The sequence below is a fragment of the uncultured Pseudomonas sp. genome (assembly GCF_943846705.1).
In the GTDB taxonomy this organism is placed as follows: Bacteria; Pseudomonadota; Gammaproteobacteria; order Pseudomonadales; family Pseudomonadaceae; genus Aquipseudomonas.
Window position 1 is genome coordinate 2,430,702 of the sequence record NZ_OX044366.1, and the last position, 18,468, is coordinate 2,449,169.

The following is an 18,468-nucleotide window of genomic DNA, read 5'->3' on the forward strand; positions in this document are numbered from 1 at the left end:
ATGTGGGCCGAGTGGTCAACCCAGTTCGGCGGCATAGCGGTCGGCCTTGAAGCCGACCAGGGTCTTGTTGCCGAGATCCAGCACGGGGCGTTTGATCATCGACGGTTGGGCGAGCATCAGTTCGATCGCCTTGTGCTGATCGAGGTCGCTTTTCTGCACCTCGTCCAGCTTGCGGAAGGTGGTGCCTGCGCGGTTTAGGACGATTTCCCAACCATGCTCGTTGCACCACTTTTCCAGGTTGTCGCGGTCTATACCGCAAGTTTTGTAATCATGAAAGGCATAGCTTACCCCGTGCTCGTCGAGCCAGGAGCGGGCTTTCTTCATGGTGTCGCAGGCTTTGATGCCGTATAGGCTGTAAGTCATTGATTTATAAGGGGCTGTGTTGGCTCTCCAAAACCTCCCCAAATCCTCCCCAAAATTCCGGCGCGCATTATGCCACGTCGATCCACTCGGCCCCGCGCGCATCACGGTACAGGTCGGTCATTTTCGCGTGACGATGACCGAGCAAAGCCTGCGGGTCGCGACCTTCTGCGGCGTGCAGCCTTGCAGCCAGCGAGCGCATTTCATGGAAGGTCGGCGGGTGGTCGCCAAGATCAAGCCCGAGCTTGGTAGCGGCTCGATCCCGGGCTGCGGCAAACTCCTTGCTCAGCGTGTCCAGCACAATACTTTGCCCTGCCTTGGCACGACTGATGGTGCGTGCGTGGTGGATCAGGTGCTTGGACACTACCATGTCGCGACAGCTTTTAATCACCGCGCCCAGCTCAAGGCCGACCGACTCAAGCCGCAGGCCGGTACTAATGCGCAGGCGCGCACCGGTCTTTGACTGGATCACATGCAGGTGATCGTCGCGCACATCCTTGAACAACATCCCTGCCACATCCTCCCGCCGCTGCCCCGTCAGCACAGCCAGCTCCATGGCGCGCTTTAGCCATGACTGCTTGGCCTCCGCATAGGTCGCCTTCCACATATCCAGGGTCAGGCGCTGCCGCTTGATCTTCACGCGCGCCGCTTTGGTTGCGTCGGCCGGGTTGCTATCCGTCCAGCCAACCGCCATCGCCTCGACGAAAACGTCGCGCAGGAGTGAGCGCATCGCCCTGGACATTTGCCCCTTGCCACCTTTGGCCACGCCCGCCAAGTAGCCCGCCACGTCCATAGTGGTGATCGCCCGGATTGGCTTGCTGCCCAGCGCAACGTCAAGCCGGTTAATCCGCATGCGTGCGTTGCGCACGCTGGCCGGTGATAGCTCGCGCGCCTGATAAATCTCCCGGTACTCGACCAGCCAGGCCGAGAACAGAAGGCCGGCAGGCTCTGGCTGCTCAGTGATCCGCTGCGCCAGTGATACCGGCGCAGCGTTCAACGCATGGTTGGCGGCCACCGCTTCACGAATGGCGGCCTCCTTATCGGTGCCCATGCCAAAGCATCGGCCAGACACTGGGTCGCGGTACTGGTAGTACGTCACACCATTGCGCTTATCCAGCTTGCGGTACAGGTTCAGGCCGGCAAGGTCTTTGCTGCCTGGGTCACGCGGCCTTGGAGACATTGCGGGCGGCCTCTATTCGGTTGAGTAGGCTTGAGCCTCGCGGGATAGGCTGAGGCTTGGGTGGCTCGTGGTAGCGGGCGTCAATCTCAACATAGTAGCTGCGCCCATGCTTTACCGGGGCGGGCTGTATGCTGCCTTCGCGCGCCCACTTGCGCAGCGTGTTAGTGCTTGGCGGCGTCCTGAAGTTCTCGGCCGCCCATTCTTCAAGAGTTGCAAGGCTCATATCTCTCTCCACCCAGCGCGGCTGGGGAGTGTGGTTAGCGGTGGCGAATATCGCCCGACATTGTTTTGACTGAGCCGCGTATTGCCCCACAGGTAACATCGCCGCTCATGGTTCCTACGTCGCCGGTCACGTCGCCGCACCAAACATCGCCGCTCATCGTCTTAACGCGCCCAGCGCTACCCGCGACCTCGATGAGACCTGAGCCGCTTTCTACCGACTCAGCATTGCCGTTGACGGTTACGCTGACCGGCCCGACCAGTTCGCCAGGCTGTTCAACGCCATCGACCACCACCTTGTTTCCGACAATGCTCACGCTGCGGCCAGTGAAGGTCTTGCCGTCGATGGTTATGCTTGATCCGCTGGTTTTTATTTGCACAGGAATACCTCTCCACCGGCTCAAGCCGGCACAGTTAAAGATGGGGTTTAAGTTGCAGGCTAGGCCAGGTGGCTAATGCCTTTTTGCGTAGCGCGGTGAACGGCCAGGCAGATTGCGCCGGGGCTGACGCCGAGGGCTCGGCCGATCCGGCGCCAGGGCATTGGCTTGGGCAGGTGGCGCATTTCGTAGGCCCATACGAGCTGGGCCTTTAGGTAGGCGGGCTGGCTCATGGCTTGAGGCTGGCCAGCTTGGCGTCGATGCGTACCTGTAGGCAGCGCATTGCAGTTTGAACCGGCCCTTGGAAATCACCTTCCCATGTAGACAGTTCCTCGGCTATGCACTGGCGCACCAGCTCAGCGTCATGCGATGGCGGGGCGGACTTGGCTTGGTTTAGCAGCCGGTATATAGCCCCCTGAATCGCCTCCGGAGATGTGCAGTCCTTAACGGCTTCACTTGCCAGCTCAAGCCCTGCAACGTGAATCAGGTTAGGCGTCATGGCGTGGCTCCAAAGTCTGACCGGGATAAGGGCACTCAAACGCGATTGAGACAGCGCCGATATGCTCCCATTCTTCGCCGTTGTAATCCGGTTCAAGCTCGTACCAATACCAATCACCGTTCGCATCCATCGCTAGCCACTGCGCCCAATCTGGCGCGTCTTTCCATTCGGGTTTGTTCATTCCGCCACCTCGCCATTGGCAGTTGATAGTCGGTTGCCCGGCAGGCAGCTCATGGCGATTTGATCAAGACGCTTTTCAAGGATGCACGTTGCATCCACGGTGCCGCTGTACCACGCGCTAGTTCCGGTGGATGCAACGCGGCCATACAGCGCGACACCGAAGTAGACGACCGCCAGCCAGATAAGACAGCAAACCCCTATCGATTTGGCCATATTCATTCCGTCACCTCGCCATTGTCGGTTGATAGGGCTGCATCGATGGCGTCGTTCACCGTGTAGTCAAGCCGCTCGTTGTTGGTCGGGAAGCCGTCACAGATAACGCCGCAATCGTCGTAAAGCTCAACCCAGCCAGCACCTTGCTCGCAGTGAATCTCGATCTTCCAGCCATCCGGCAACGAGCCGCATGCGCGCTCAACTGCCTCGTAAAGTGGCACCTTGGAATCCAGAGCCTCCCGCAACCGCGCCACTTCAACCTCTAGCCGCTGGTTGGCGGCGTGGAGTTGGTCGTAGTCCTGTCGCAGATAGAAAGCGAAGTCTGCCAATTCATCGCCAATAGGCTCAAGGTACTGCTCAAGCCTTCGCGTGCTGATCTGGTGCTGCGTCTCGCAGATAGTGTGCAGCGTGCGCAGTGGGCTGCGGCGAGCAAGGCTTGCCAGTATCTGCATCAGCCGTGCCTCACTCATGGCGGCCACCATTCAGCAGTGCGCGGAGGTCACGCAGTCCATTGGCGATAATCTCACCTACTTCCTCGCTGACGCTTGCAGGGCAGCCATTGGGGATTCGCCAGCTCTGCTCAATGGTGCGCAGCAACTCACGCGGCACCTTGACCATAGTGAGGTCATCCTCCACATGGTCATCGCTACGGGCTGGCTCAACCGTTGGCGCAGGGGTTGGTGCGGCGGATAGCATTTCTGCGTATGCTTCTAGGGCAACAGCAATCTCAGCATCCCCCTGCGTTATTTCCCCCCAGAAGCAGTCGATCATCTCTGGCGTCGGCTCAACTGGCACCAGTCGATAACCATCCGGCACACCCCGCGACGGGTTGAGGCGGGCGACTTCACGAAGGCAGGCGTTCCAGGTGCGCGAGAACGCAACCCGCCCTGGATCGTCGTCGTGGAAAGTCGCCAAGCGCTCAGGCAGCACCACCGCGCTTGGATTGGGTGTCAGGGCGGCTATCTCCCGCGCCCGCTCGGCAATCTGAGCGCGGAACAGTTCGCAGTTATCAATCGCGGTGTCGATAGCGGTTTCAATTCGGGCTTGTTCGCTCATGGCATGCGCCTCCAGTTCTCAGGATTGTTCAGCTGTTCGCGGCTGCGGTAGTTGGTGCCTCGGCCAATGCTTTCCAGTTCACACATGCCGCCGCACTCCATGACTACCCGGTACACGATGCCGGTGGAGAGCTGCTGATAGCGGTCGTTTAGCTGGGCGTTGATGCGTTGTACGGCGGCGCTTTCGGTCATCGTTGTCATGCGGCCTCCATGTCTGCATCGTGCCAGCCAGCAAGCCACAGCGAGCGGCGGCGCATATCCAAGGCTGCGAATGGGCAAGCATTGCGCCCTTGCCCTGATCGGCGCGAACTCCGTCCGTCCAGATAAAGCGGGTGCCTATGGGGTGGTATGTCCATTGCTGGTTACTCCGGCTTGATGGGTGTGCAGCACAGGCATTTACAGACGCCTATGCGCTGGCCGCTGTGGCGGCAAAAGGTTGGGGTGTGCATGGGTGTCTCTTGGCGCTACAGGCGTCGCGCTCGCTTAGGATTGAAAAACGGCTTGCCCACCTCACCGCTTGCCGTCGCAAACTCAGTGCAGATAACCACTGTGTCAGCGCCGTCCTGTCGGTGGATGGGCATGCGCTCGAAGGGTAGGTGGCTGCAGTCGTCGAGGCGTTTGGAGCAGCCACGGCAGCGGCCGCCTTTGGGGTAGTGGGTCATGTGGTTGTTTCCGGATCGTCCTCGGTCACCGACGCCACACCGGAGTCGAGGTCGCGAAGCTCTTGAATGGTGAGGGTGGTGGTGCCGTCAGTTACGGCCCACTGGTTCAGCTCTAGGCTGCGGAAGGTGCCGCAAAAGTGGCGGTATGCACCCAGCGCAGCGCGGCGGAATGACTTCGCAGCCACCGGCCCAATCGGAATGTCCTTACCCCCCCCTGTGAGGGTGAGGTTGAAGGTGTCAAGGTCAGCGATGCGCTTCTGCGCCGCACGCACCGTGCTTGGCTGCAGCTCCATAGCCTCAGCCACTTCCGCTATCGACTTACCCATCAGGGCGTTAAAGATGTTCTGGTCGCGCTCAGGGTTGCGCAGGCCGGCATAAAGTACGTGTGGCATAGCTTTCTCCAGGCAATAGCAGCCCGCTGCGCTGCTGGCGCTGGGCTTGGTATGAGGGGTGTTACGGCAGGTCGTCAGCGTCGAGCTTTGCCGCGCTGCGCGCACCCAGGCTGTACAAATCACGCGCCACGTTTTCGTTTATCTCGAAAGTGTGGCGCGGTGTTTTGAGTGCATGGGCTGAGCCTTCTGGCCCCAGGGCATGCAGGTTGATGATCATGTTCTGGATGGCTTCAGATATGACCGTGATGTCGTGCCAGTGCATGAGGTCTTTGAGCATGGCGCGGGTGCCAGGGCGGACCTTGTTGCGCAGCTCTTCCTCACCCGCCGCTTTTGCTTTTTCGGCTGATTCTTCTGAGCGCTGCTGGGTTGTCTTGGCCATTACGCCTCCAAGTTTGTCTTGGGGCCACGCGGGATGCTGTGCTCGCGCAGGGTGTTGAGCACATTGCTGCGGGTTAGCTTGGGGGTGAAGTCGGCCTGGTCGGCTATCTCTTCAATGCGCAGCCCTTTGGCGGCCAGTTGGCGGATGGCCTCGATCTTCTGCTGCTTGGCGATCATGTTGGCGCGGGGCTTGCGCTCGCTGGCTGGCTTGCGCACGCGCACCCGGAGCACGGCCTTGGGCTTGTCGGGGCAGTGGATGCGAAACCCTGGGATGGGGGCGTCACCGATGCGGATGGGCAGGGTCTTAACTGGGCCGCACTCGGCTTCAAAGGCCGCCATTTTTGCGGCCAGGGTTTGGCGCAGACCATCGCGGGCCTGGATGCTTGTTATGTCGAACATAGGGCTACCGTGAATAGGGGCGCAGGACGCGCCGGTAAGGGGCTATGCGGCGCAGCGCAGGAAGTCTTTGACCACTGGCATGCGTGAGCGGCTGCAGGGTAGGGGGTTATCAACACCCTCCAAGTACACCGCGCCTTCGATGCGCTCCGGTGTGTGCACGACTTGCCGAATGCGAGCGCGGGCGACCAGTACGCCGCGGTTGACCAGCAGAAACTGCCGGCAGAACTCATCAGCCAGCACTTTGATGGTGTCGTTAAGCAGCAGCTCACGGCCATCAACGTGGTGGGCAACGGTGTACTTGTCGGCGTGCTGGAAGTGGGTGATCTGCTCGACTGGCCAGACCACCGGCTTGCCCCGGTACAGGGCTTTGACTGTTGTGCGGGTCATGCTGGCCTCCGTTTAGGCGACGGTGGGTTGGTGGGTGCCGTTCTCCAGGGCTTGCTGCAACCAGGCCGCTTCTTGTGCGGTGCGGCGAAAGCCCAGGACGCGGTGGCTGGTGCTGTCTACTACGCGAACCATGCCCTTGCCGCGTATCACGGCTTGGGTGCTGTCCGGGCGGTAGCCTTGCAGCAGGCTGCGCTGGGCAAAGGCGGCGCGGGCTTGGCGGGCGAGGGTGAGCAGGTCGGTCAGTTCGGCTGTGCTGGCTTTGGCTTGCTGGAATGCATTCATGGTGTGGCACCTGTGTTGGTCATACCCATAAGTCAGCCGCACCAACCCGCCAGACTTCCGCAAGGCTGCGTGCTGGGTTGGCTGCTTATGGGTACGGGATAGGGAAAAAGCCCGGCATCGGGAACCCGGTGCCGGGAATCGCGCTGTACGTTCGGGTGGGGCTTTGGGCTTGGCCCAATGATGCGCGGTCACATCGTCGCCCCGCTTGGCCGCTGCCTGTCAGGTGTTGGGCGCAGCCTTCAGGCTTACTGCGCCGCGCAGGTGTTGCGTTGGCTTAATTCATGGCCATGGCCTCCCGTTGTTCGCTCACTGGGCAGGCAGTGGCCACCTATTGAATTAGTGCCGGCTTGCGACCATTCCGGCTGACCTGCGGGGTGATCTAATCCCCTGGCGGCTTCGCTCCTGCTTAGCCGTGGCCCGAGTGCTTGCCGCCTCCCGGCGGTGTACCTTCCCAGTCGGAATGAACGATTCGTCTAGGGTTGTGATGCGCGAAAGTGCGCATCGGGGTGTGATTGGATTGGGTGGCGGGCTTCGATATTTCAGCGGGCTTAGTGTCGTACGGCGTACCAACTCCACGAACAGCCTCGATTACTTGCCACCTTTACTCTTGGAACTCCCAGCGCTTCTCGGTGCGCCCCGCCAATCACACTCCGATACGCCCTGCATGCAGGTGATCGGCCCGCTCTGTCGCCAGGTATGCGGGACACCCATACAAGGAACCGGCCATTCAGCCGGCACCGTGACTTCGAATTACTCAAACGATGGCGCGCCCTGGTCTTGGCATTGGCGTGCCTGACCTGCCCGGTAGGTTGGGCCGAGCAGCTAACGCCAGCGCATACCGATTCGCGGCGGTCTTGCAGGTGTTTGTTGGCCCGTATGCCCCGGTGGGCCAGTCCGGCTTATTACCGGGCGCGGCTTCATGCGTTGCCCGGTGGCGTCCCGGTCGTGTTGCGGGATTGGGTTAGGCACCTGCTGGCTGAGCCACTGCCCGCACTAGCGCCATGATTCCGGTCTGAATGTCTGTCTTGCCGATGTTTGCCCAGCGCAGTGGCTCGGCTGCCTGAAATCGGCTTAGCTCGTGGCACTCAGGTGTGGTGCCGGTATGTACGGTGGCCGGGGTTCCGTTTACTTCGTGACCCTTGATTGACCGCCCGGCATCTGCCCTTAGAATTTCCTGATCAGTGCTCAGGCGGCCTGCCAGCTCTGCCTGTAGCTGCAGCAGCTCAGCGCCCGCCGCCTTGATCCGGTTCATCAGGTCGACTTCTTCCTGGCTAAGCTCGCGGTAGCCGGTGATTTTGCGGTGTTGGTTTTCCATGGTTGCTCTCCGGTTGTTTTCCCAATGCGCCCTGTTGCCAAGGCGCATCAGTGAAAACTTCAGGCGTAGCAGCTGACCTCGTCGCGCGCCCTTGCGCGGTAGCGGCCGCCGAATCCAACCCAGTGGCTCATCGAGCATTCGCGCACGGCCTCATCCGGCCCAACCGCGCTGATTACGCCGGTTCGATCCGGCGCGCTGCTGAAGCTGATGTAGCCCTGAACTTCGCCATCCATGTAGCTGGCGCTGGTTAGGCCGCCATCGCTGTCGTGGTGCTTAATGGCATCAAACATGCTGATCCCCTCCGTTGTTTTCCCAATGCCCACTCAGTGAATGGGCATCAGTGAAAACTTGCAGCCGCACTGCTTTCCGGGTCATTCGCTCGGGTGGTAATCCATCGTCAGCCGTGTGCGTTCGCACCGTTGGCAGGCTTTCCTCGTTCGCCTGTCTGACGCCGGTCGCCGGTAGAGGCGTGCGGTTTGTGTTGCTGCAGGTTTTTAAAGAGTGGCGGCCTTTCGGCCTGGCCGGTGTTGCTTCGGCTTGGGTTTAAATTAGCAGCGGTCATATTATTAAGCAAGACCTGCGGTAATATATTTGTCAGGGGCACAAAAAAGCCCGCTCAGTGGCGGGCTTGGGTGTTTGGTGCTTGTATTAGTTTTGGTCGCGCCATGCCTTAGCGATGCGCGCAAGGGCCTTCATTGTTGGTCGGTCGTTCGCTCTGCCGTGCGCATCTGGCCAGAAGAGGGCGAGGATCAGGAAGCGATCTTCATATAGCTCACCCGGTACATAGAGGAGCGCCGCGTCGTCCCCGGGCCGGCCAAGCCTGCAGACCCTGCTGTGTTGAGGGGTGTTTTTGGGGAAGGCGGCTGGCGGTATTTTTATGTGGATGTGCATCATGCAAGCTTGCGCCGCTTGAATTGGCTGCATGTAAGGCACGTCTTTGCCGAAGATTGAAGGTATCTGCTGGCGCTCTGACTTAACGTAGCGAGTGAACTCTTCAAGCAGTTTGGCGGAAAGCCCAGGGTGCTTGTCATCTACTGGCTTGAAGAAGAGGGCAAAGGTCTCAGGGTGAAAGCGGACATCAACTGCCATTTGCTCCCTTAAGCCAGCTTGGCTAGTTGCCGGGTAGTGTGCGTGGCTAGCGCTGCAAGGGCGCCGCCTGAAAGCTGACTTTCAAACTCTGTGGGCACAACGAAGTGTTGGCGGAACTGGTTATCAATTGTGGCTAGGCGCGTGCGCACCTTTGCAATAGCGCGGCGTAACGCCAAGTGATGATCTGCCACCGGCACCGGCACGGCCGCCATTTGTAGCGAGGCCTCGAGCTGGCGAACAGCCTTAAGAAGCTGCATGTTGGTGAGAAAGTAGCTTTCATCTAGCTCATTACGTTCGAGCACAGTGCCGACTATTTGAATGTACTCGATATCGAGTGCAGCCCAATCTGCAACCATCTGAGAAATGGCCGCACTGAGGTCGCTGGCTTGAGCGTAATAGGCATGGTTGCCTGGCCTTGGCTTGTTTGGCGCTTCGGAGACGGATGAGTAATCACCCACCAGGGCTAGTGCTGCGACTATAAGCGCAGGAGCGGCAGCTTTTGCAGACATGGCGCACTCCTTTGGATGTCGTTAATAAGCGGGCTTGGACTATACGTACATGGCTACTTTATAGCCATCGGATGTTACCCAGCAATACTGACCATCTGTCCAGTTTAGCGCTCCGTGTGGCTAAAAGCCTGCTGGCGCGTGCTTGGATGGTGGCGCTGTATTTGGGCTCACCGCGCAGAGCGCACTTAGTGCGCCCGCGCCTCTTTACTTGGCTTGATGACGTTGGTTGCAACTAGCGCGCTAACGACTACTGCAAGCATGGCAAGACTGGGGAGGCTCTTGATGCGATTCAAGAGCAGACCAACCAGAATCACTGGCAGGGCCATTAGGGTAATAGTTGTCATGCAGACTGCGGCCGTGATCGGGTTGCGAGTGAGGTAGATCATCACCAGGCAATCCATTACCTCACGCATCTTCGGTGAGTCATCAGATGGCTTTGGTAGGCCCTTGCGGTTAAAGATAAGCGTAAAAGCCAGCACGAAAGGTGCAACCGCAACAAGAAACGGCAAGTACCACCACCGCTGGGTCATTAAGTAGTTGTAGTGGGCTGTCTGCTTTTCATTATCTGTTACAGAGTCGTCAGCGTATAGCTCGCTTAGAAGATCGACGGCGCGAGCCTGTACAGCCAGTGAGCGCTTGCGGCAAAGCATCCAGTAGAGAACAGTGGCGGCGGCAATGAGTAGGCCGATTAGAACTGAGCTGGTCATTTCTTCCCCCCTTTCTTTTTGCGTTTGCTCTTGAGGTCTAGTGTATCCCAAGCGGCGCTCTCGCGCAGGTTGAGTTCTCTCTCAGCTGGTGCTGTGGTGCGACGCATCCACAGCCAATAATACGGAAATAGCGCAATGGCCGCTGTTACGGCCGTTACAAAGGGCGGCGATCTATCCCAGGCGATGATATACAGCCTTCCTAGCGCATCAATGGTTGATGGCCAGTCTTCAAAAGACAGGCTGATCATGCTGAATTCTATAAGCGGTCCAGATCCATCTGCTTGCTGTGTCATTTCGCGATGCTAAGCCCGCGCCGGCGGCGCACGGTTGACCACCAGAAGACCCAGCCGAACATGCGCACCTGGGCGAACTCTTCGGGGCTCAATACTTCGTCGGGGAACTCTTCGTCGTTCTCGCTGCGCACGCGCACGCTGCCGCCGGGGAGGCGGTAGAGGTATTTGACGCGCAGCATGCCGTCTTGGTCGAAGGCGTATATCTCGCCGTCTTCTATGTGCTTGCTGCCGGTATCAATGCCGATGGTGGCGCCGTCCATGATCAGGCGCTCCATGCTGCGGCCCTTGACGGTGGCGCACACGGCGTTGGCGGGCATCACGCCGGCTTCGCGTAGCGTGGACTTTGCGAAGCGAAGCAGTCTGCCTGGCACTTCGATTACCTGGGTGGCACCGCCTCCTGCAGCCAACTCAACCTCCTTGTAGAGCGGTATGGCGACTTCATCGTCACCCAATGGTGTGCTGCTATCCCAGGCTGACATGGTGCCGATCAGCTCAGCATTTGCCTCGACTGGCTTTGCGCTAATCACTGTCTGTGCCTGCCGGCGAATCTCTTCAGCCAGTCTCGGGCTGAAATCCTGAATCGGAACCTGCAGGTACCTTGCGAAAACGGAAGCTGCCTCGGCGTTCAGAGCATTACGCCCAGTCAGGTAGTGGCTGGCCGCGCTTTGAGAGTTGGCTTTAAGGCCTTCTATCGCAATCAGCTCCTGGGTGACGCCCAGCGCTTTCTTTTTCGCCTTGTAGATGGCGTTCAGGGCTGCGCATTCGCGCTGTTCTTCAGTGCTGAGCGCTCGTTTTTTTGGATTTTCATTCATGAGCTGAGCTTATGACTTCCGGTAATAGCAATCTAAGACCGCTGGTCTTGCTTAAAGCAAGACCGCGAGTAATACTTGCGCATACAAAGAACCTGGAGCGGCCAATGAAACGCACCCCCCTCACAACCTTCGTACATGAGCGCACGCAAGAAGAATGCGCCGCGCTGCTCGGCTGCACCCAGGGCGCCATCAGCAAAGCCCTGCGCGTTGGCCGCGCCGTTTTCGTCACCGAGCACCCCGATGGCAGTTTTTCGGCTGAGGAACTTCGCCCGTTCCCATCGCAGTCTGCGAAAACTCAAGCCGCCTGATCCATTGATTACAGCTTGGCAGCCAGCCGGCTGGCCCGCCACGACAAACCCGCTGAGGTTTCCCGATATGGAAGAGATTCACCGCGCTATTCACGAAACCGTTCTGGCTGCTGGCCCAAAAGAGTTGGCCCACAAGATGGGTATGGCGCACACCACCCTGCTTAACCGCGCCAACCCAAACGACGACACCCACCGCCTGAACGTGGAGCAGCTGCTGCAGATCATGTTGCACAGCGGCGATGCATCGGTGCTGCGTGCGATGGCGACTGAGTTCGGCTTTGAGTTGGTGGCTAAACAAGCCCCGGCTGCCACTGGCCTTACGGCTGCGTTGCTGGGTATGTCGGCCGAGGTGGCGGACGTGACCCGCGCCGTGGCGGATGCCTTGGCTGATGGCCATGTGTCGCAGACGGAGAAGCAGCTGATCAAGCGTGAGCTGCTGGGCGCTAAAGACAGCCTGGCAGTGCTGGAAGAGTCGATAAAAGCCGCCTGAATTGCAGGCAAAAAAAAGCCGCTGGTCTAGAGCGGCTTCTTCAACAACAACACACGGAGTCGATTATGCCCATGCAGCCTTCCCCGAGCAATACCACCCTTACCGCGCCACGTTTTGCGCAATGTGAAAACGTGGCGCGGACGATGAGCAGCCGAGAGATTGCCGAGTTGACTGGCAAGCGTCACCCGGATGTGAAGCGTGACATTGCGGCCATGCTCGATGCGCTGAATGGAGATGTGAGCAGTTTTGCGCGCATCTATCTGGACAGCCAAAACCGTGAGCAAACCGAGTATCACCTTGATCGTGAGCACACCGATTGCTTGCTGAGCGGCTACAGCGTGCCGTTGCGTATGAAGGTGATCCGCCGTTGGCATGAGCTGGAGCAGGGCGCTTTGGCTCCGGTCATCCCGCAGAGCCTGCCTGAGGCGTTGCGCTTGGCCGCTGACCTTGCCGAGCAAAACAACCAGCTGCGCCTTGTGGTAACCGAGCAGGCGCCGAAGGTTGAGGCGCTGGCGCGCATTGCGGCGGCGCGCGGCTCGATGTGCCTGACGGATGCGGCCAAGCACTTGGGCGTGCAGCGCAAGGTGCTGATCGCTTGGCTGCGTGAGAACCGCTGGGTTTATCGCCGTGAGGGTTCGACGCGCTTGTTGGCGTACCAGCCGCGCGAGGCCGCCGGGCTGCTTGAGCATAAGGTTACGGTGATTGGCCTCGAAGATGACGGCGCTCAACGGCTTGCCGGGCAGGTGCGGGTTACGCCGAAGGGCTTGGCGAAGCTGGCGCAGAAGATGGGTGCTGCCCAATGAGCGTGCAGGCAATGACCTGGGCGCTTGAGCAGACGCTGGTGAAGACGCCAACTGCGCGGCATGTGCTGCTGTGCTTGGCTAATTACGCGGATAAGCATGGCCATGCTGCCTTCCCTTCGGCTAACAGTTTGAGCGCGGACACGGGGCTCTCTGTGCGCACGGTGCGCAGTGCGCTTGAGCACTTGCGTGAGGTGGGTGCGATTGCGCCGGGTAACCAGGCTATTGCGGCCGCCTATATCGACCGTCACGACCGCCGCCCAGTGGTTTATGACCTGGCCATGCAACGGGGTGCAGCTGCTGCATGCGGCACTGAGCGGGGTGCAGTAGATGCATGCCGTTGTGAGGGTACGGGGTGCAGCTCTTGCACGAACGGGGTGCAACTGACGCAGGAACGGGGTGCAGCAGCTGCACCCAATCCGTCCACTAATCCATCACTTAAACCAAAAGCTGGGCGCACAGGTGCGCCGGGTGCCGCGAAGTACGACCCGGTGACTGAGTGCCCTGGCAACGTCAGCCCGAGCATTTGGGCGGAGTGGTGCCAGTACCGCCGTGAAATCCGCAAGGCGCTGACCGCCACCACTGTTCGCAACCAAGCCGCCGCCCTGGCTGGCCACCACAACCCCGATGCCGTGCTGAGCCAGTCGATGGCCAACGGCTGGACGGGCATTTTCCCGGAGAAGATTACTCATGACGCCAGCCAGCCAAATCGCCCAGCAGGTGACAAGTCAGCCGTTGGGCAAGTGCGAGCCGCCATTGCCGCCCGTGAAGCCCGAGAAGCTGCGCCAGGGCCTGCTGGACAACCTGTGGCTCAAGATGACGGAGCTTTACGGGCACCGCTGGACGGGGAGTTTCGGCGTGTCGGCTGACCAGACCCACGCTTGGGCAGCCACGTTGGGCGGGTTGCGCGGTGCGCAGATCGCGGTAGGCCTTTCGGCCCTGGCGGAGACCCAAGACCCGCAGTTGAAGCGCTGGCCGCCGGCGGCCCCTGAGTTCCGTGCAATGTGTGAGAACCGTGACCCGGAGGCGTTTGGTTTGCCGGCTGAGGGGGCCGCCTACCACGAGGCCTGCAAGCGGGCGCATCCGGCGGGCGGTTCGATTGATGCGCCGTGGAGCCATCCGGCTGTTTGCCACGCGGCGCTTGAGACGGGCTTTCACTGCCTGCTCAGCTCGAAAGCCGATGTGAGCCGCAAGCTGTTTGCCCGCAACTACGAGGCCGCCTGCCGCATGGTGATGGATGGCCAGGCGCTGAAGGCGATCCCGCTGGGGCTGCCTGACCCGTATTCGGTTTCATCGGTACGCACCGAGGAAGGTGGGCGCAAAGGGCTGGCCAGTTTGCGGGCCGCGCTGCGTGGCGGGGTGGCGCAATGAACTGGCGCAAACATTCGCCTTATCTGCTGGTCAGCGACAGCGGCTACAAGGTGGCCAAGTACATCAGCGCCGGCGTTGCGAGCTATCGCGCAAGCATCAACGGGGAGTTCATCGGGCAGGTGTGCACCACGGCCAAGGCCGCGCAGACGATCTGCGAGAACCATCAATTAATCATGGGGGTGGCTGCGTGATCGAGTTTGTTAGCAACAAACCCAAGCCAGACGGCAAGCGGGTGCACACGCAAATGCGCCGGGATGTGGAGTGGTTGTTGATTCAGGGCTGGCAGCTTGAGCGCAAGGCGGATGGGGTGCACCTGAGCCTGGGCAGCAAGAAGAAGATCGTGCGCGGTGGGGTGTTGATCAATGGCTGAGTGGCTACCCGCTGAAACCGCGCCGAAGGATCGCCAGTTTCTTGCCGACACCGGCGGGCCTTGGCCTGTTGTGGCGCAGTGGAGTGATTACCAGTGCGAGTGGGTGACGGCGCAGTTGGAGGGCAACTTGTGCGATGGCAAGAGTGACCCGGCCTATGTGACTGAGTACGAGCACACGCTCAAGGGTTGGATGGAATTACCGGAGGTGGTACGTGGGTGAGCCAATCAAGACTGAAAGCGCCTTGGATACCCAGGTGGGTGGCGCGCATTACAAGGGCATGAAGATCCAGCCCATGGAGTACAGCATGGCCAACGGCCTGGACGCCTGCCAGCACACGGCCATCAAGTACATCTCGCGGTTTCGGCAGAAGGGCGGCATTCAGGATTTGGAGAAGGCCAAGCACTGCATCGACATGCTGATTGAGTTTGAGCGCCGGGCAATGGCTGAGGCTGAGCACTGATGGCTGCTGCAGGAAAGAAGGCGGGCGAGCTGCGCACCACGGGTGATGTGGTGCTGTGGTGGCTGCGCAGGGTGGAGCAGAAGTATCCGGCGAACTCGGACTACAGGAAGAATGTGGTCTCGATGGCCAAGGTGAACATTCTCCCGGCCCTTGCTCGTGTGGCCATCAAGAAGCTGGATCGGCGGGTTGTGGATGACAAGCTGATCTGGCGCATGGGTGGTGACGGGAAGAAGCCAGCCACCCAGCAGAAGGCTATTCAGGTGTTGCGCCGTGCGTTCGCGACGGCCGAGAAGACGGGGCGCATCAAGATTAACCCGATGGCCTCTATCACGTTCAAGGACTTCGACAGCGCACCCATCAAGAGCAAGCCCGCTGCGTTGTCGCGCATCGACCTGCCGCCTTTGGTTGCGCAGCTTTCAGAGGCCTTCGACAAGGACCCGGTGAACGGCCTGTTGCCTTTGATGATGCTGGCCCACGGCACGCGCATATCGGAAACGCTCAAGGCCACCTGGGCGCATATTTCGAGGGCTGAGCGCTTTTGGGTGATCCCCGCGAACAAGTCCAGCCGGCTGCATGAGCTGCCTCTGACGCCTCAGGTGCTGGCGTTGCTGGCGCGCTATCGGGCTGCGTTGCCTGATGCCCGCGCCCAGGGTGATTGGGTGTTCCCGGTGAGGGGCGGCGCTCGGTTGTCGGCCACTACGGCGCATTCAATGTTCCGGGCGATATCGGGCGGGAAGTGGTCGAGCCATGACTTGCGCAAGTTGATGCGCGCCTCGCTGTCTGAGCTGGGCGTGGATCACTTCATTGGTGAGCGGCTGATCAACCACAGCCTTGGCAAGACGGCAGAAACCTACCTCACGCGTGATGTTGCAGGCCGCTGCCGTGAGGCACTTGAGCTATGGCATGCCCGGCTTGATGAGTGTGGGTTTGCAATCGCGCACGGCTTAAATGTTGCCGCTGCTGCATCTCCGCAAACAGCCGGGGGCCTAGACGCTGCGGGCGCTCCGGGCGTTTCCAGTGTATTCACGGGTAGAGGATGTATATGAGCGGAATGAAGGCACTTCAAGCGCTCGGGCGGCTCAAGGTCGGCGCGATGAATAAGACCGAAGCAGCCTATGACCTACTGCTGAAACAGCGCCTGCATGCTGGGGAGATCCAGTGGTACCGCTTCGAGGGTGTGAAGCTTCGCCTGGCTGATAACACCTTCTATACCGCGGACTTCTTCGTGATGAATGCCGAGGGCTTGCTTGAGGTGCATGAGGTGAAGGGCTTCTGGACGGATGACGCTCGGGTGAAGACGAAGGTGGCGGCGGCGATGTACCCGTTCAAGTTCTTCGGTGTGCAGCGCGGTAAGCGCAACACCGGCTGGGTAGTCGAGGAGTTCTGATGGCGCGCCAGATAGCGGTGATCCCTCTGGTGCGCTGTGAGGTGTGCCAAGGGCAGGGCGTTATCAAGGGCATTTTTGATGTGTTCGATTGCGCGGGCTGCAACGGGGCTGGGTTGATCGATCGCACAACCAATAAGGCGCTGAGCCTTGAGCAGATGGTGCAACAGCTGCGGGTAAGGCTGAACCGAGCCCATCGGCAGGTTGAGCAGCAACAAGAACAACTGGAGCGCGCTGGCTTGGTACCCGTAACGGGGCCGGCAGCGGACTACCAGGGCAACAACAAGAAGGGCGCGGGCGGCGCGCACTTCACTGGCGATTGAGGGGATAGCCATGCAACACCTGGATACTGAGTACATGCTGCAAGAGTGGGGTGTGTGGCTGCGTGTGCAGTCCGGCGTGCCGAGCTACGTTTCACCCAGCCTGGCGCTTATGCGTGATCATGTGCAGGTTGAGCGCGCCCCTGATCCCTGTATCACTGATGAGCTGGCCCTGCTGATCGATGGCAAGGTGTGCCGCTTGTTCGATCGCTATGAGGAAGCGGGCCTGGCACTGTGGAACTACTACCGGCACCAGGGCATGAGCTATCGCCGTCTGGGGCAGTTGATGACGGCGGCGCTGGGCAAGCCTGTGACCCATGTTCGCGCTCAAGAGTTGGTGATGGTGGGCGCTGCCTGGGTTGATGCCGCGCTGTGCCACTACCAAGAGGTAGCGTGACTGTTTAAATGTACACGCTGTGGTTATTGACAGTGGATTACACGGGCTGTACATTTCTCCCCATCTTGCGGTTTTACCGCTTCAAAAGCCCTGGCCTAACCGCCGGGGCTTTTTCGTTTCCGCTATCCCTAGCTGTTCCCCAACAGCCCTTGCCCGATCACACCGGGCCTTTTATCCCTGACACCCAGCACACGTGCTCGCCTCTTTGCTCCAAGCGGATGGCGGCGCATTGCTGTGCTGGACCTACAGCAAAGCCCGGCCGGCGATGGCCAAGGTACGCCAATGAGACCAAACACCATGACCGAGCCAGCATCTACCGCATTTGGCGGGATCGCGCTGTACAAGCTGGGTGTGCTGGGCGCATTCGCTGCCGTACTTGTGACCATCGTTGTAATGGCTATGACCCTGCCCAAGACGGCGCGGGAGTTTGTAGTGGCCATGATCTCGACAGTAGTGGCCAGCCTTGGCGGTGGTGCGTTCATCATCCGCTGGTTTGAGCTGGGTCACTGGATCAATGACGACATTGGCCTAGTCGCCCTGGCTGCCATCATCTTTGTCTGTGGCCTGCCTGCATGGGTCATGGTTCGCGGTTGGTTCGTGTATGCCGAGCTAAGCAAGCACATGAGCCTGCCTGACATGCTGCGCGAGCTTAAGGCTGTGGTGTGGAAATGAGTGAGTTCACCCCAGAAGAAAAGGCTGCGATGCGCGTTGTAGAGCAGATGCTTGAGAGTGGCCGAACAGTTCTTTTGGTTGATCGTTGGTCGCGGGGCGCCTTGCGCTTTATGAAGCCGCGCCACTCTTCGGTGCACAAGCACGCAGTCAAGAAGAAATACCGTGGCGCTTAAGCCGCCTAAGCCATGCGCATGGCCTGGTTGCAGTGTCCTGGTGCGTGGTGTGAGCCATTGCAGCGTGCACAAGCCCTTGGCCGATGAGCGCAGGGCAGAGCAGCTGAAGCGCGCCCACAAGCAGTACAACAAGCGCCGTGATGAGTCCGATGAGTTCTACAAGACAACTCGCTGGACCCGCTTCCGCGTCTATTACCTGCGCCTGCATCCTCTGTGTGTCGAGTGCACCAAGCATGACCGTGTGACGGCCGCTGTGATCCTCGACCACATTAAGCCTTACAAGACTCACCCTGAGCTGGGCCTCGACTGGCACAACGTCAGACCGCTCTGCAGACCGTGCCACAACCGCATCGGTGAGCGGGTCGGCCTGACAGGGGAGGGGGAGGGTCAAAAGTAGGGCAAGACCGCCTTCCC

General features: G+C 60.0%; 38 protein-coding genes. 16 read left to right on the top strand and 22 right to left on the bottom strand.

Annotation, left to right across the window (positions count from 1 at the left end; genetic code table 11):
- Positions 1 to 15: 15 nt before the first annotated feature.
- The 22 genes from Q0V31_RS11300 to Q0V31_RS11405 all read right to left on the bottom strand — a co-directional run bounded on the left by Q0V31_RS11300 (position 16) and on the right by Q0V31_RS11405 (position 11,308).
- Positions 16 to 363 carry an ArsC family reductase gene (locus Q0V31_RS11300; RefSeq protein ID WP_298187761.1) on the bottom strand — a complete coding sequence of 116 codons (348 nt, stop codon included), beginning with the start codon at positions 361 to 363 and terminating at the stop codon, positions 16 to 18.
- 67 nt (positions 364 to 430) lie between these two features.
- The gene (locus Q0V31_RS11305) at positions 431 to 1,540 is read right to left on the bottom strand and encodes a phage integrase Arm DNA-binding domain-containing protein (protein ID WP_298187762.1); all 1,110 of its coding nucleotides are present in this window, start codon (positions 1,538 to 1,540) and stop codon (positions 431 to 433) included.
- Positions 1,521 to 1,763, bottom strand: a complete 243-nt coding sequence (locus Q0V31_RS11310; protein ID WP_298187763.1) for an excisionase — start codon at positions 1,761 to 1,763, stop codon at positions 1,521 to 1,523. The genes Q0V31_RS11305 and Q0V31_RS11310 overlap by 20 nt, the downstream gene beginning before the upstream one ends.
- A gap of 34 nt (positions 1,764 to 1,797) precedes the next feature.
- Positions 1,798 to 2,139 (bottom strand): hypothetical protein, encoded by a 342-nt coding sequence (locus tag Q0V31_RS11315; protein WP_298187764.1) that lies wholly within the window; start codon positions 2,137 to 2,139, stop codon positions 1,798 to 1,800.
- Positions 2,140 to 2,365: 226 nt separating this feature from the next.
- Positions 2,366 to 2,635 (bottom strand): hypothetical protein, encoded by a 270-nt coding sequence (locus Q0V31_RS11320; RefSeq protein ID WP_298187766.1) that lies wholly within the window; start codon positions 2,633 to 2,635, stop codon positions 2,366 to 2,368.
- On the bottom strand, positions 2,625 to 2,816 hold the full coding sequence (locus tag Q0V31_RS11325; RefSeq protein ID WP_298187767.1) for a hypothetical protein: 192 nt from the start codon (positions 2,814 to 2,816) through the stop codon (positions 2,625 to 2,627). The genes Q0V31_RS11320 and Q0V31_RS11325 overlap by 11 nt, the downstream gene beginning before the upstream one ends.
- Positions 2,813 to 3,034, bottom strand: coding sequence for a hypothetical protein (locus Q0V31_RS11330; RefSeq protein ID WP_298187768.1), 222 nt, complete (start codon positions 3,032 to 3,034; stop codon positions 2,813 to 2,815). The genes Q0V31_RS11325 and Q0V31_RS11330 overlap by 4 nt, the downstream gene beginning before the upstream one ends.
- Positions 3,031 to 3,498, bottom strand: a complete 468-nt coding sequence (locus tag Q0V31_RS11335) for a hypothetical protein (protein WP_298187769.1) — start codon at positions 3,496 to 3,498, stop codon at positions 3,031 to 3,033. The genes Q0V31_RS11330 and Q0V31_RS11335 overlap by 4 nt, the downstream gene beginning before the upstream one ends.
- On the bottom strand, positions 3,491 to 4,084 hold the full coding sequence (locus Q0V31_RS11340; protein ID WP_298187770.1) for a hypothetical protein: 594 nt from the start codon (positions 4,082 to 4,084) through the stop codon (positions 3,491 to 3,493). Before Q0V31_RS11340 ends, Q0V31_RS11335 begins: the two co-directional genes overlap by 8 nt.
- The gene (locus Q0V31_RS11345; RefSeq protein WP_298187772.1) at positions 4,081 to 4,284 is read right to left on the bottom strand and encodes a hypothetical protein; all 204 of its coding nucleotides are present in this window, start codon (positions 4,282 to 4,284) and stop codon (positions 4,081 to 4,083) included. The genes Q0V31_RS11340 and Q0V31_RS11345 overlap by 4 nt, the downstream gene beginning before the upstream one ends.
- Positions 4,285 to 4,741: 457 nt before the next feature.
- A complete protein-coding gene (locus tag Q0V31_RS11350) occupies positions 4,742 to 5,137 on the bottom strand; it encodes a hypothetical protein (protein ID WP_298187773.1) in 396 nt (131 codons plus the stop codon).
- A gap of 61 nt (positions 5,138 to 5,198) precedes the next feature.
- Positions 5,199 to 5,516 carry a hypothetical protein gene (locus Q0V31_RS11355; protein WP_298187774.1) on the bottom strand — a complete coding sequence of 106 codons (318 nt, stop codon included), beginning with the start codon at positions 5,514 to 5,516 and terminating at the stop codon, positions 5,199 to 5,201.
- On the bottom strand, positions 5,516 to 5,914 hold the full coding sequence (locus Q0V31_RS11360; protein ID WP_298187776.1) for a hypothetical protein: 399 nt from the start codon (positions 5,912 to 5,914) through the stop codon (positions 5,516 to 5,518). Before Q0V31_RS11360 ends, Q0V31_RS11355 begins: the two co-directional genes overlap by 1 nt.
- Before the next feature lie 42 nt (positions 5,915 to 5,956).
- Positions 5,957 to 6,301: a LytTR family transcriptional regulator DNA-binding domain-containing protein gene (locus Q0V31_RS11365; RefSeq protein ID WP_298187778.1), complete on the bottom strand. Its 345-nt coding sequence runs from the start codon at positions 6,299 to 6,301 to the stop codon at positions 5,957 to 5,959.
- Between the two features lie 12 nt (positions 6,302 to 6,313).
- Positions 6,314 to 6,583, bottom strand: a complete 270-nt coding sequence (locus Q0V31_RS11370; RefSeq protein ID WP_298187779.1) for a hypothetical protein — start codon at positions 6,581 to 6,583, stop codon at positions 6,314 to 6,316.
- A gap of 961 nt (positions 6,584 to 7,544) precedes the next feature.
- Positions 7,545 to 7,898, bottom strand: coding sequence for a hypothetical protein (locus tag Q0V31_RS11375; protein ID WP_298187780.1), 354 nt, complete (start codon positions 7,896 to 7,898; stop codon positions 7,545 to 7,547).
- Positions 7,899 to 7,957: 59 nt separating this feature from the next.
- Complete coding sequence (locus Q0V31_RS11380) at positions 7,958 to 8,188, bottom strand: hypothetical protein (RefSeq protein WP_298187782.1); 231 nt, start codon at positions 8,186 to 8,188, stop codon at positions 7,958 to 7,960.
- Between the two features lie 358 nt (positions 8,189 to 8,546).
- Positions 8,547 to 8,987, bottom strand: a complete 441-nt coding sequence (locus Q0V31_RS11385; protein WP_298187784.1) for a type II toxin-antitoxin system YafO family toxin — start codon at positions 8,985 to 8,987, stop codon at positions 8,547 to 8,549.
- Between the two features lie 8 nt (positions 8,988 to 8,995).
- Positions 8,996 to 9,496 carry a hypothetical protein gene (locus Q0V31_RS11390; RefSeq protein ID WP_298187785.1) on the bottom strand — a complete coding sequence of 167 codons (501 nt, stop codon included), beginning with the start codon at positions 9,494 to 9,496 and terminating at the stop codon, positions 8,996 to 8,998.
- Between the two features lie 185 nt (positions 9,497 to 9,681).
- Positions 9,682 to 10,203 (bottom strand): hypothetical protein, encoded by a 522-nt coding sequence (locus Q0V31_RS11395; protein WP_298187786.1) that lies wholly within the window; start codon positions 10,201 to 10,203, stop codon positions 9,682 to 9,684.
- Complete coding sequence (locus Q0V31_RS11400) at positions 10,200 to 10,451, bottom strand: hypothetical protein (RefSeq protein WP_298187787.1); 252 nt, start codon at positions 10,449 to 10,451, stop codon at positions 10,200 to 10,202. Before Q0V31_RS11400 ends, Q0V31_RS11395 begins: the two co-directional genes overlap by 4 nt.
- Before the next feature lie 41 nt (positions 10,452 to 10,492).
- On the bottom strand, positions 10,493 to 11,308 hold the full coding sequence (locus Q0V31_RS11405; RefSeq protein WP_298187789.1) for a helix-turn-helix transcriptional regulator: 816 nt from the start codon (positions 11,306 to 11,308) through the stop codon (positions 10,493 to 10,495).
- Between the two features lie 104 nt (positions 11,309 to 11,412).
- Between Q0V31_RS11405 and Q0V31_RS11410 the strand changes: the two genes are divergently transcribed.
- The 16 genes from Q0V31_RS11410 (at position 11,413) to Q0V31_RS11485 (ending at position 18,451) form a co-directional block, all read left to right on the top strand.
- The gene (locus tag Q0V31_RS11410; protein WP_298187790.1) at positions 11,413 to 11,616 is read left to right on the top strand and encodes a Cro/CI family transcriptional regulator; all 204 of its coding nucleotides are present in this window, start codon (positions 11,413 to 11,415) and stop codon (positions 11,614 to 11,616) included.
- Positions 11,617 to 11,683: 67 nt separating this feature from the next.
- On the top strand, positions 11,684 to 12,106 hold the full coding sequence (locus Q0V31_RS11415; RefSeq protein WP_298187791.1) for a phage regulatory CII family protein: 423 nt from the start codon (positions 11,684 to 11,686) through the stop codon (positions 12,104 to 12,106).
- 143 nt (positions 12,107 to 12,249) lie between these two features.
- Positions 12,250 to 12,909, top strand: coding sequence for a phage regulatory protein/antirepressor Ant (locus tag Q0V31_RS11420; protein WP_298191048.1), 660 nt, complete (start codon positions 12,250 to 12,252; stop codon positions 12,907 to 12,909).
- Positions 12,906 to 13,775 (top strand): helix-turn-helix domain-containing protein, encoded by an 870-nt coding sequence (locus tag Q0V31_RS11425; RefSeq protein WP_298187792.1) that lies wholly within the window; start codon positions 12,906 to 12,908, stop codon positions 13,773 to 13,775. Before Q0V31_RS11420 ends, Q0V31_RS11425 begins: the two co-directional genes overlap by 4 nt.
- Positions 13,765 to 14,277: a replication protein P gene (locus tag Q0V31_RS11430; RefSeq protein ID WP_298187793.1), complete on the top strand. Its 513-nt coding sequence runs from the start codon at positions 13,765 to 13,767 to the stop codon at positions 14,275 to 14,277. The genes Q0V31_RS11425 and Q0V31_RS11430 overlap by 11 nt, the downstream gene beginning before the upstream one ends.
- The gene (locus Q0V31_RS11435) at positions 14,274 to 14,468 is read left to right on the top strand and encodes a hypothetical protein (protein WP_298187794.1); all 195 of its coding nucleotides are present in this window, start codon (positions 14,274 to 14,276) and stop codon (positions 14,466 to 14,468) included. Before Q0V31_RS11430 ends, Q0V31_RS11435 begins: the two co-directional genes overlap by 4 nt.
- Positions 14,465 to 14,647, top strand: coding sequence for a hypothetical protein (locus Q0V31_RS11440; RefSeq protein ID WP_298187795.1), 183 nt, complete (start codon positions 14,465 to 14,467; stop codon positions 14,645 to 14,647). The genes Q0V31_RS11435 and Q0V31_RS11440 overlap by 4 nt, the downstream gene beginning before the upstream one ends.
- Positions 14,640 to 14,867 carry a hypothetical protein gene (locus Q0V31_RS11445; protein ID WP_298187796.1) on the top strand — a complete coding sequence of 76 codons (228 nt, stop codon included), beginning with the start codon at positions 14,640 to 14,642 and terminating at the stop codon, positions 14,865 to 14,867. Before Q0V31_RS11440 ends, Q0V31_RS11445 begins: the two co-directional genes overlap by 8 nt.
- Positions 14,860 to 15,108 carry a DUF3310 domain-containing protein gene (locus tag Q0V31_RS11450; RefSeq protein ID WP_298187797.1) on the top strand — a complete coding sequence of 83 codons (249 nt, stop codon included), beginning with the start codon at positions 14,860 to 14,862 and terminating at the stop codon, positions 15,106 to 15,108. The genes Q0V31_RS11445 and Q0V31_RS11450 overlap by 8 nt, the downstream gene beginning before the upstream one ends.
- Complete coding sequence (locus tag Q0V31_RS11455) at positions 15,108 to 16,154, top strand: tyrosine-type recombinase/integrase (protein ID WP_298187798.1); 1,047 nt, start codon at positions 15,108 to 15,110, stop codon at positions 16,152 to 16,154. Before Q0V31_RS11450 ends, Q0V31_RS11455 begins: the two co-directional genes overlap by 1 nt.
- The gene (locus tag Q0V31_RS11460) at positions 16,151 to 16,495 is read left to right on the top strand and encodes a DUF1064 domain-containing protein (RefSeq protein ID WP_298187799.1); all 345 of its coding nucleotides are present in this window, start codon (positions 16,151 to 16,153) and stop codon (positions 16,493 to 16,495) included. The genes Q0V31_RS11455 and Q0V31_RS11460 overlap by 4 nt, the downstream gene beginning before the upstream one ends.
- The gene (locus tag Q0V31_RS11465) at positions 16,495 to 16,815 is read left to right on the top strand and encodes a hypothetical protein (RefSeq protein WP_298187800.1); all 321 of its coding nucleotides are present in this window, start codon (positions 16,495 to 16,497) and stop codon (positions 16,813 to 16,815) included. The genes Q0V31_RS11460 and Q0V31_RS11465 overlap by 1 nt, the downstream gene beginning before the upstream one ends.
- Before the next feature lie 10 nt (positions 16,816 to 16,825).
- On the top strand, positions 16,826 to 17,209 hold the full coding sequence (locus Q0V31_RS11470) for a hypothetical protein (RefSeq protein ID WP_298187801.1): 384 nt from the start codon (positions 16,826 to 16,828) through the stop codon (positions 17,207 to 17,209).
- Positions 17,210 to 17,506: 297 nt separating this feature from the next.
- On the top strand, positions 17,507 to 17,881 hold the full coding sequence (locus Q0V31_RS11475; RefSeq protein WP_298187802.1) for a hypothetical protein: 375 nt from the start codon (positions 17,507 to 17,509) through the stop codon (positions 17,879 to 17,881).
- Positions 17,878 to 18,054, top strand: a complete 177-nt coding sequence (locus Q0V31_RS11480; protein WP_298187804.1) for a hypothetical protein — start codon at positions 17,878 to 17,880, stop codon at positions 18,052 to 18,054. Before Q0V31_RS11475 ends, Q0V31_RS11480 begins: the two co-directional genes overlap by 4 nt.
- 49 nt (positions 18,055 to 18,103) lie before the next feature.
- Positions 18,104 to 18,451, top strand: a complete 348-nt coding sequence (locus tag Q0V31_RS11485) for an HNH endonuclease signature motif containing protein (protein WP_298187805.1) — start codon at positions 18,104 to 18,106, stop codon at positions 18,449 to 18,451.
- Positions 18,452 to 18,468: the final 17 nt, after the last annotated feature.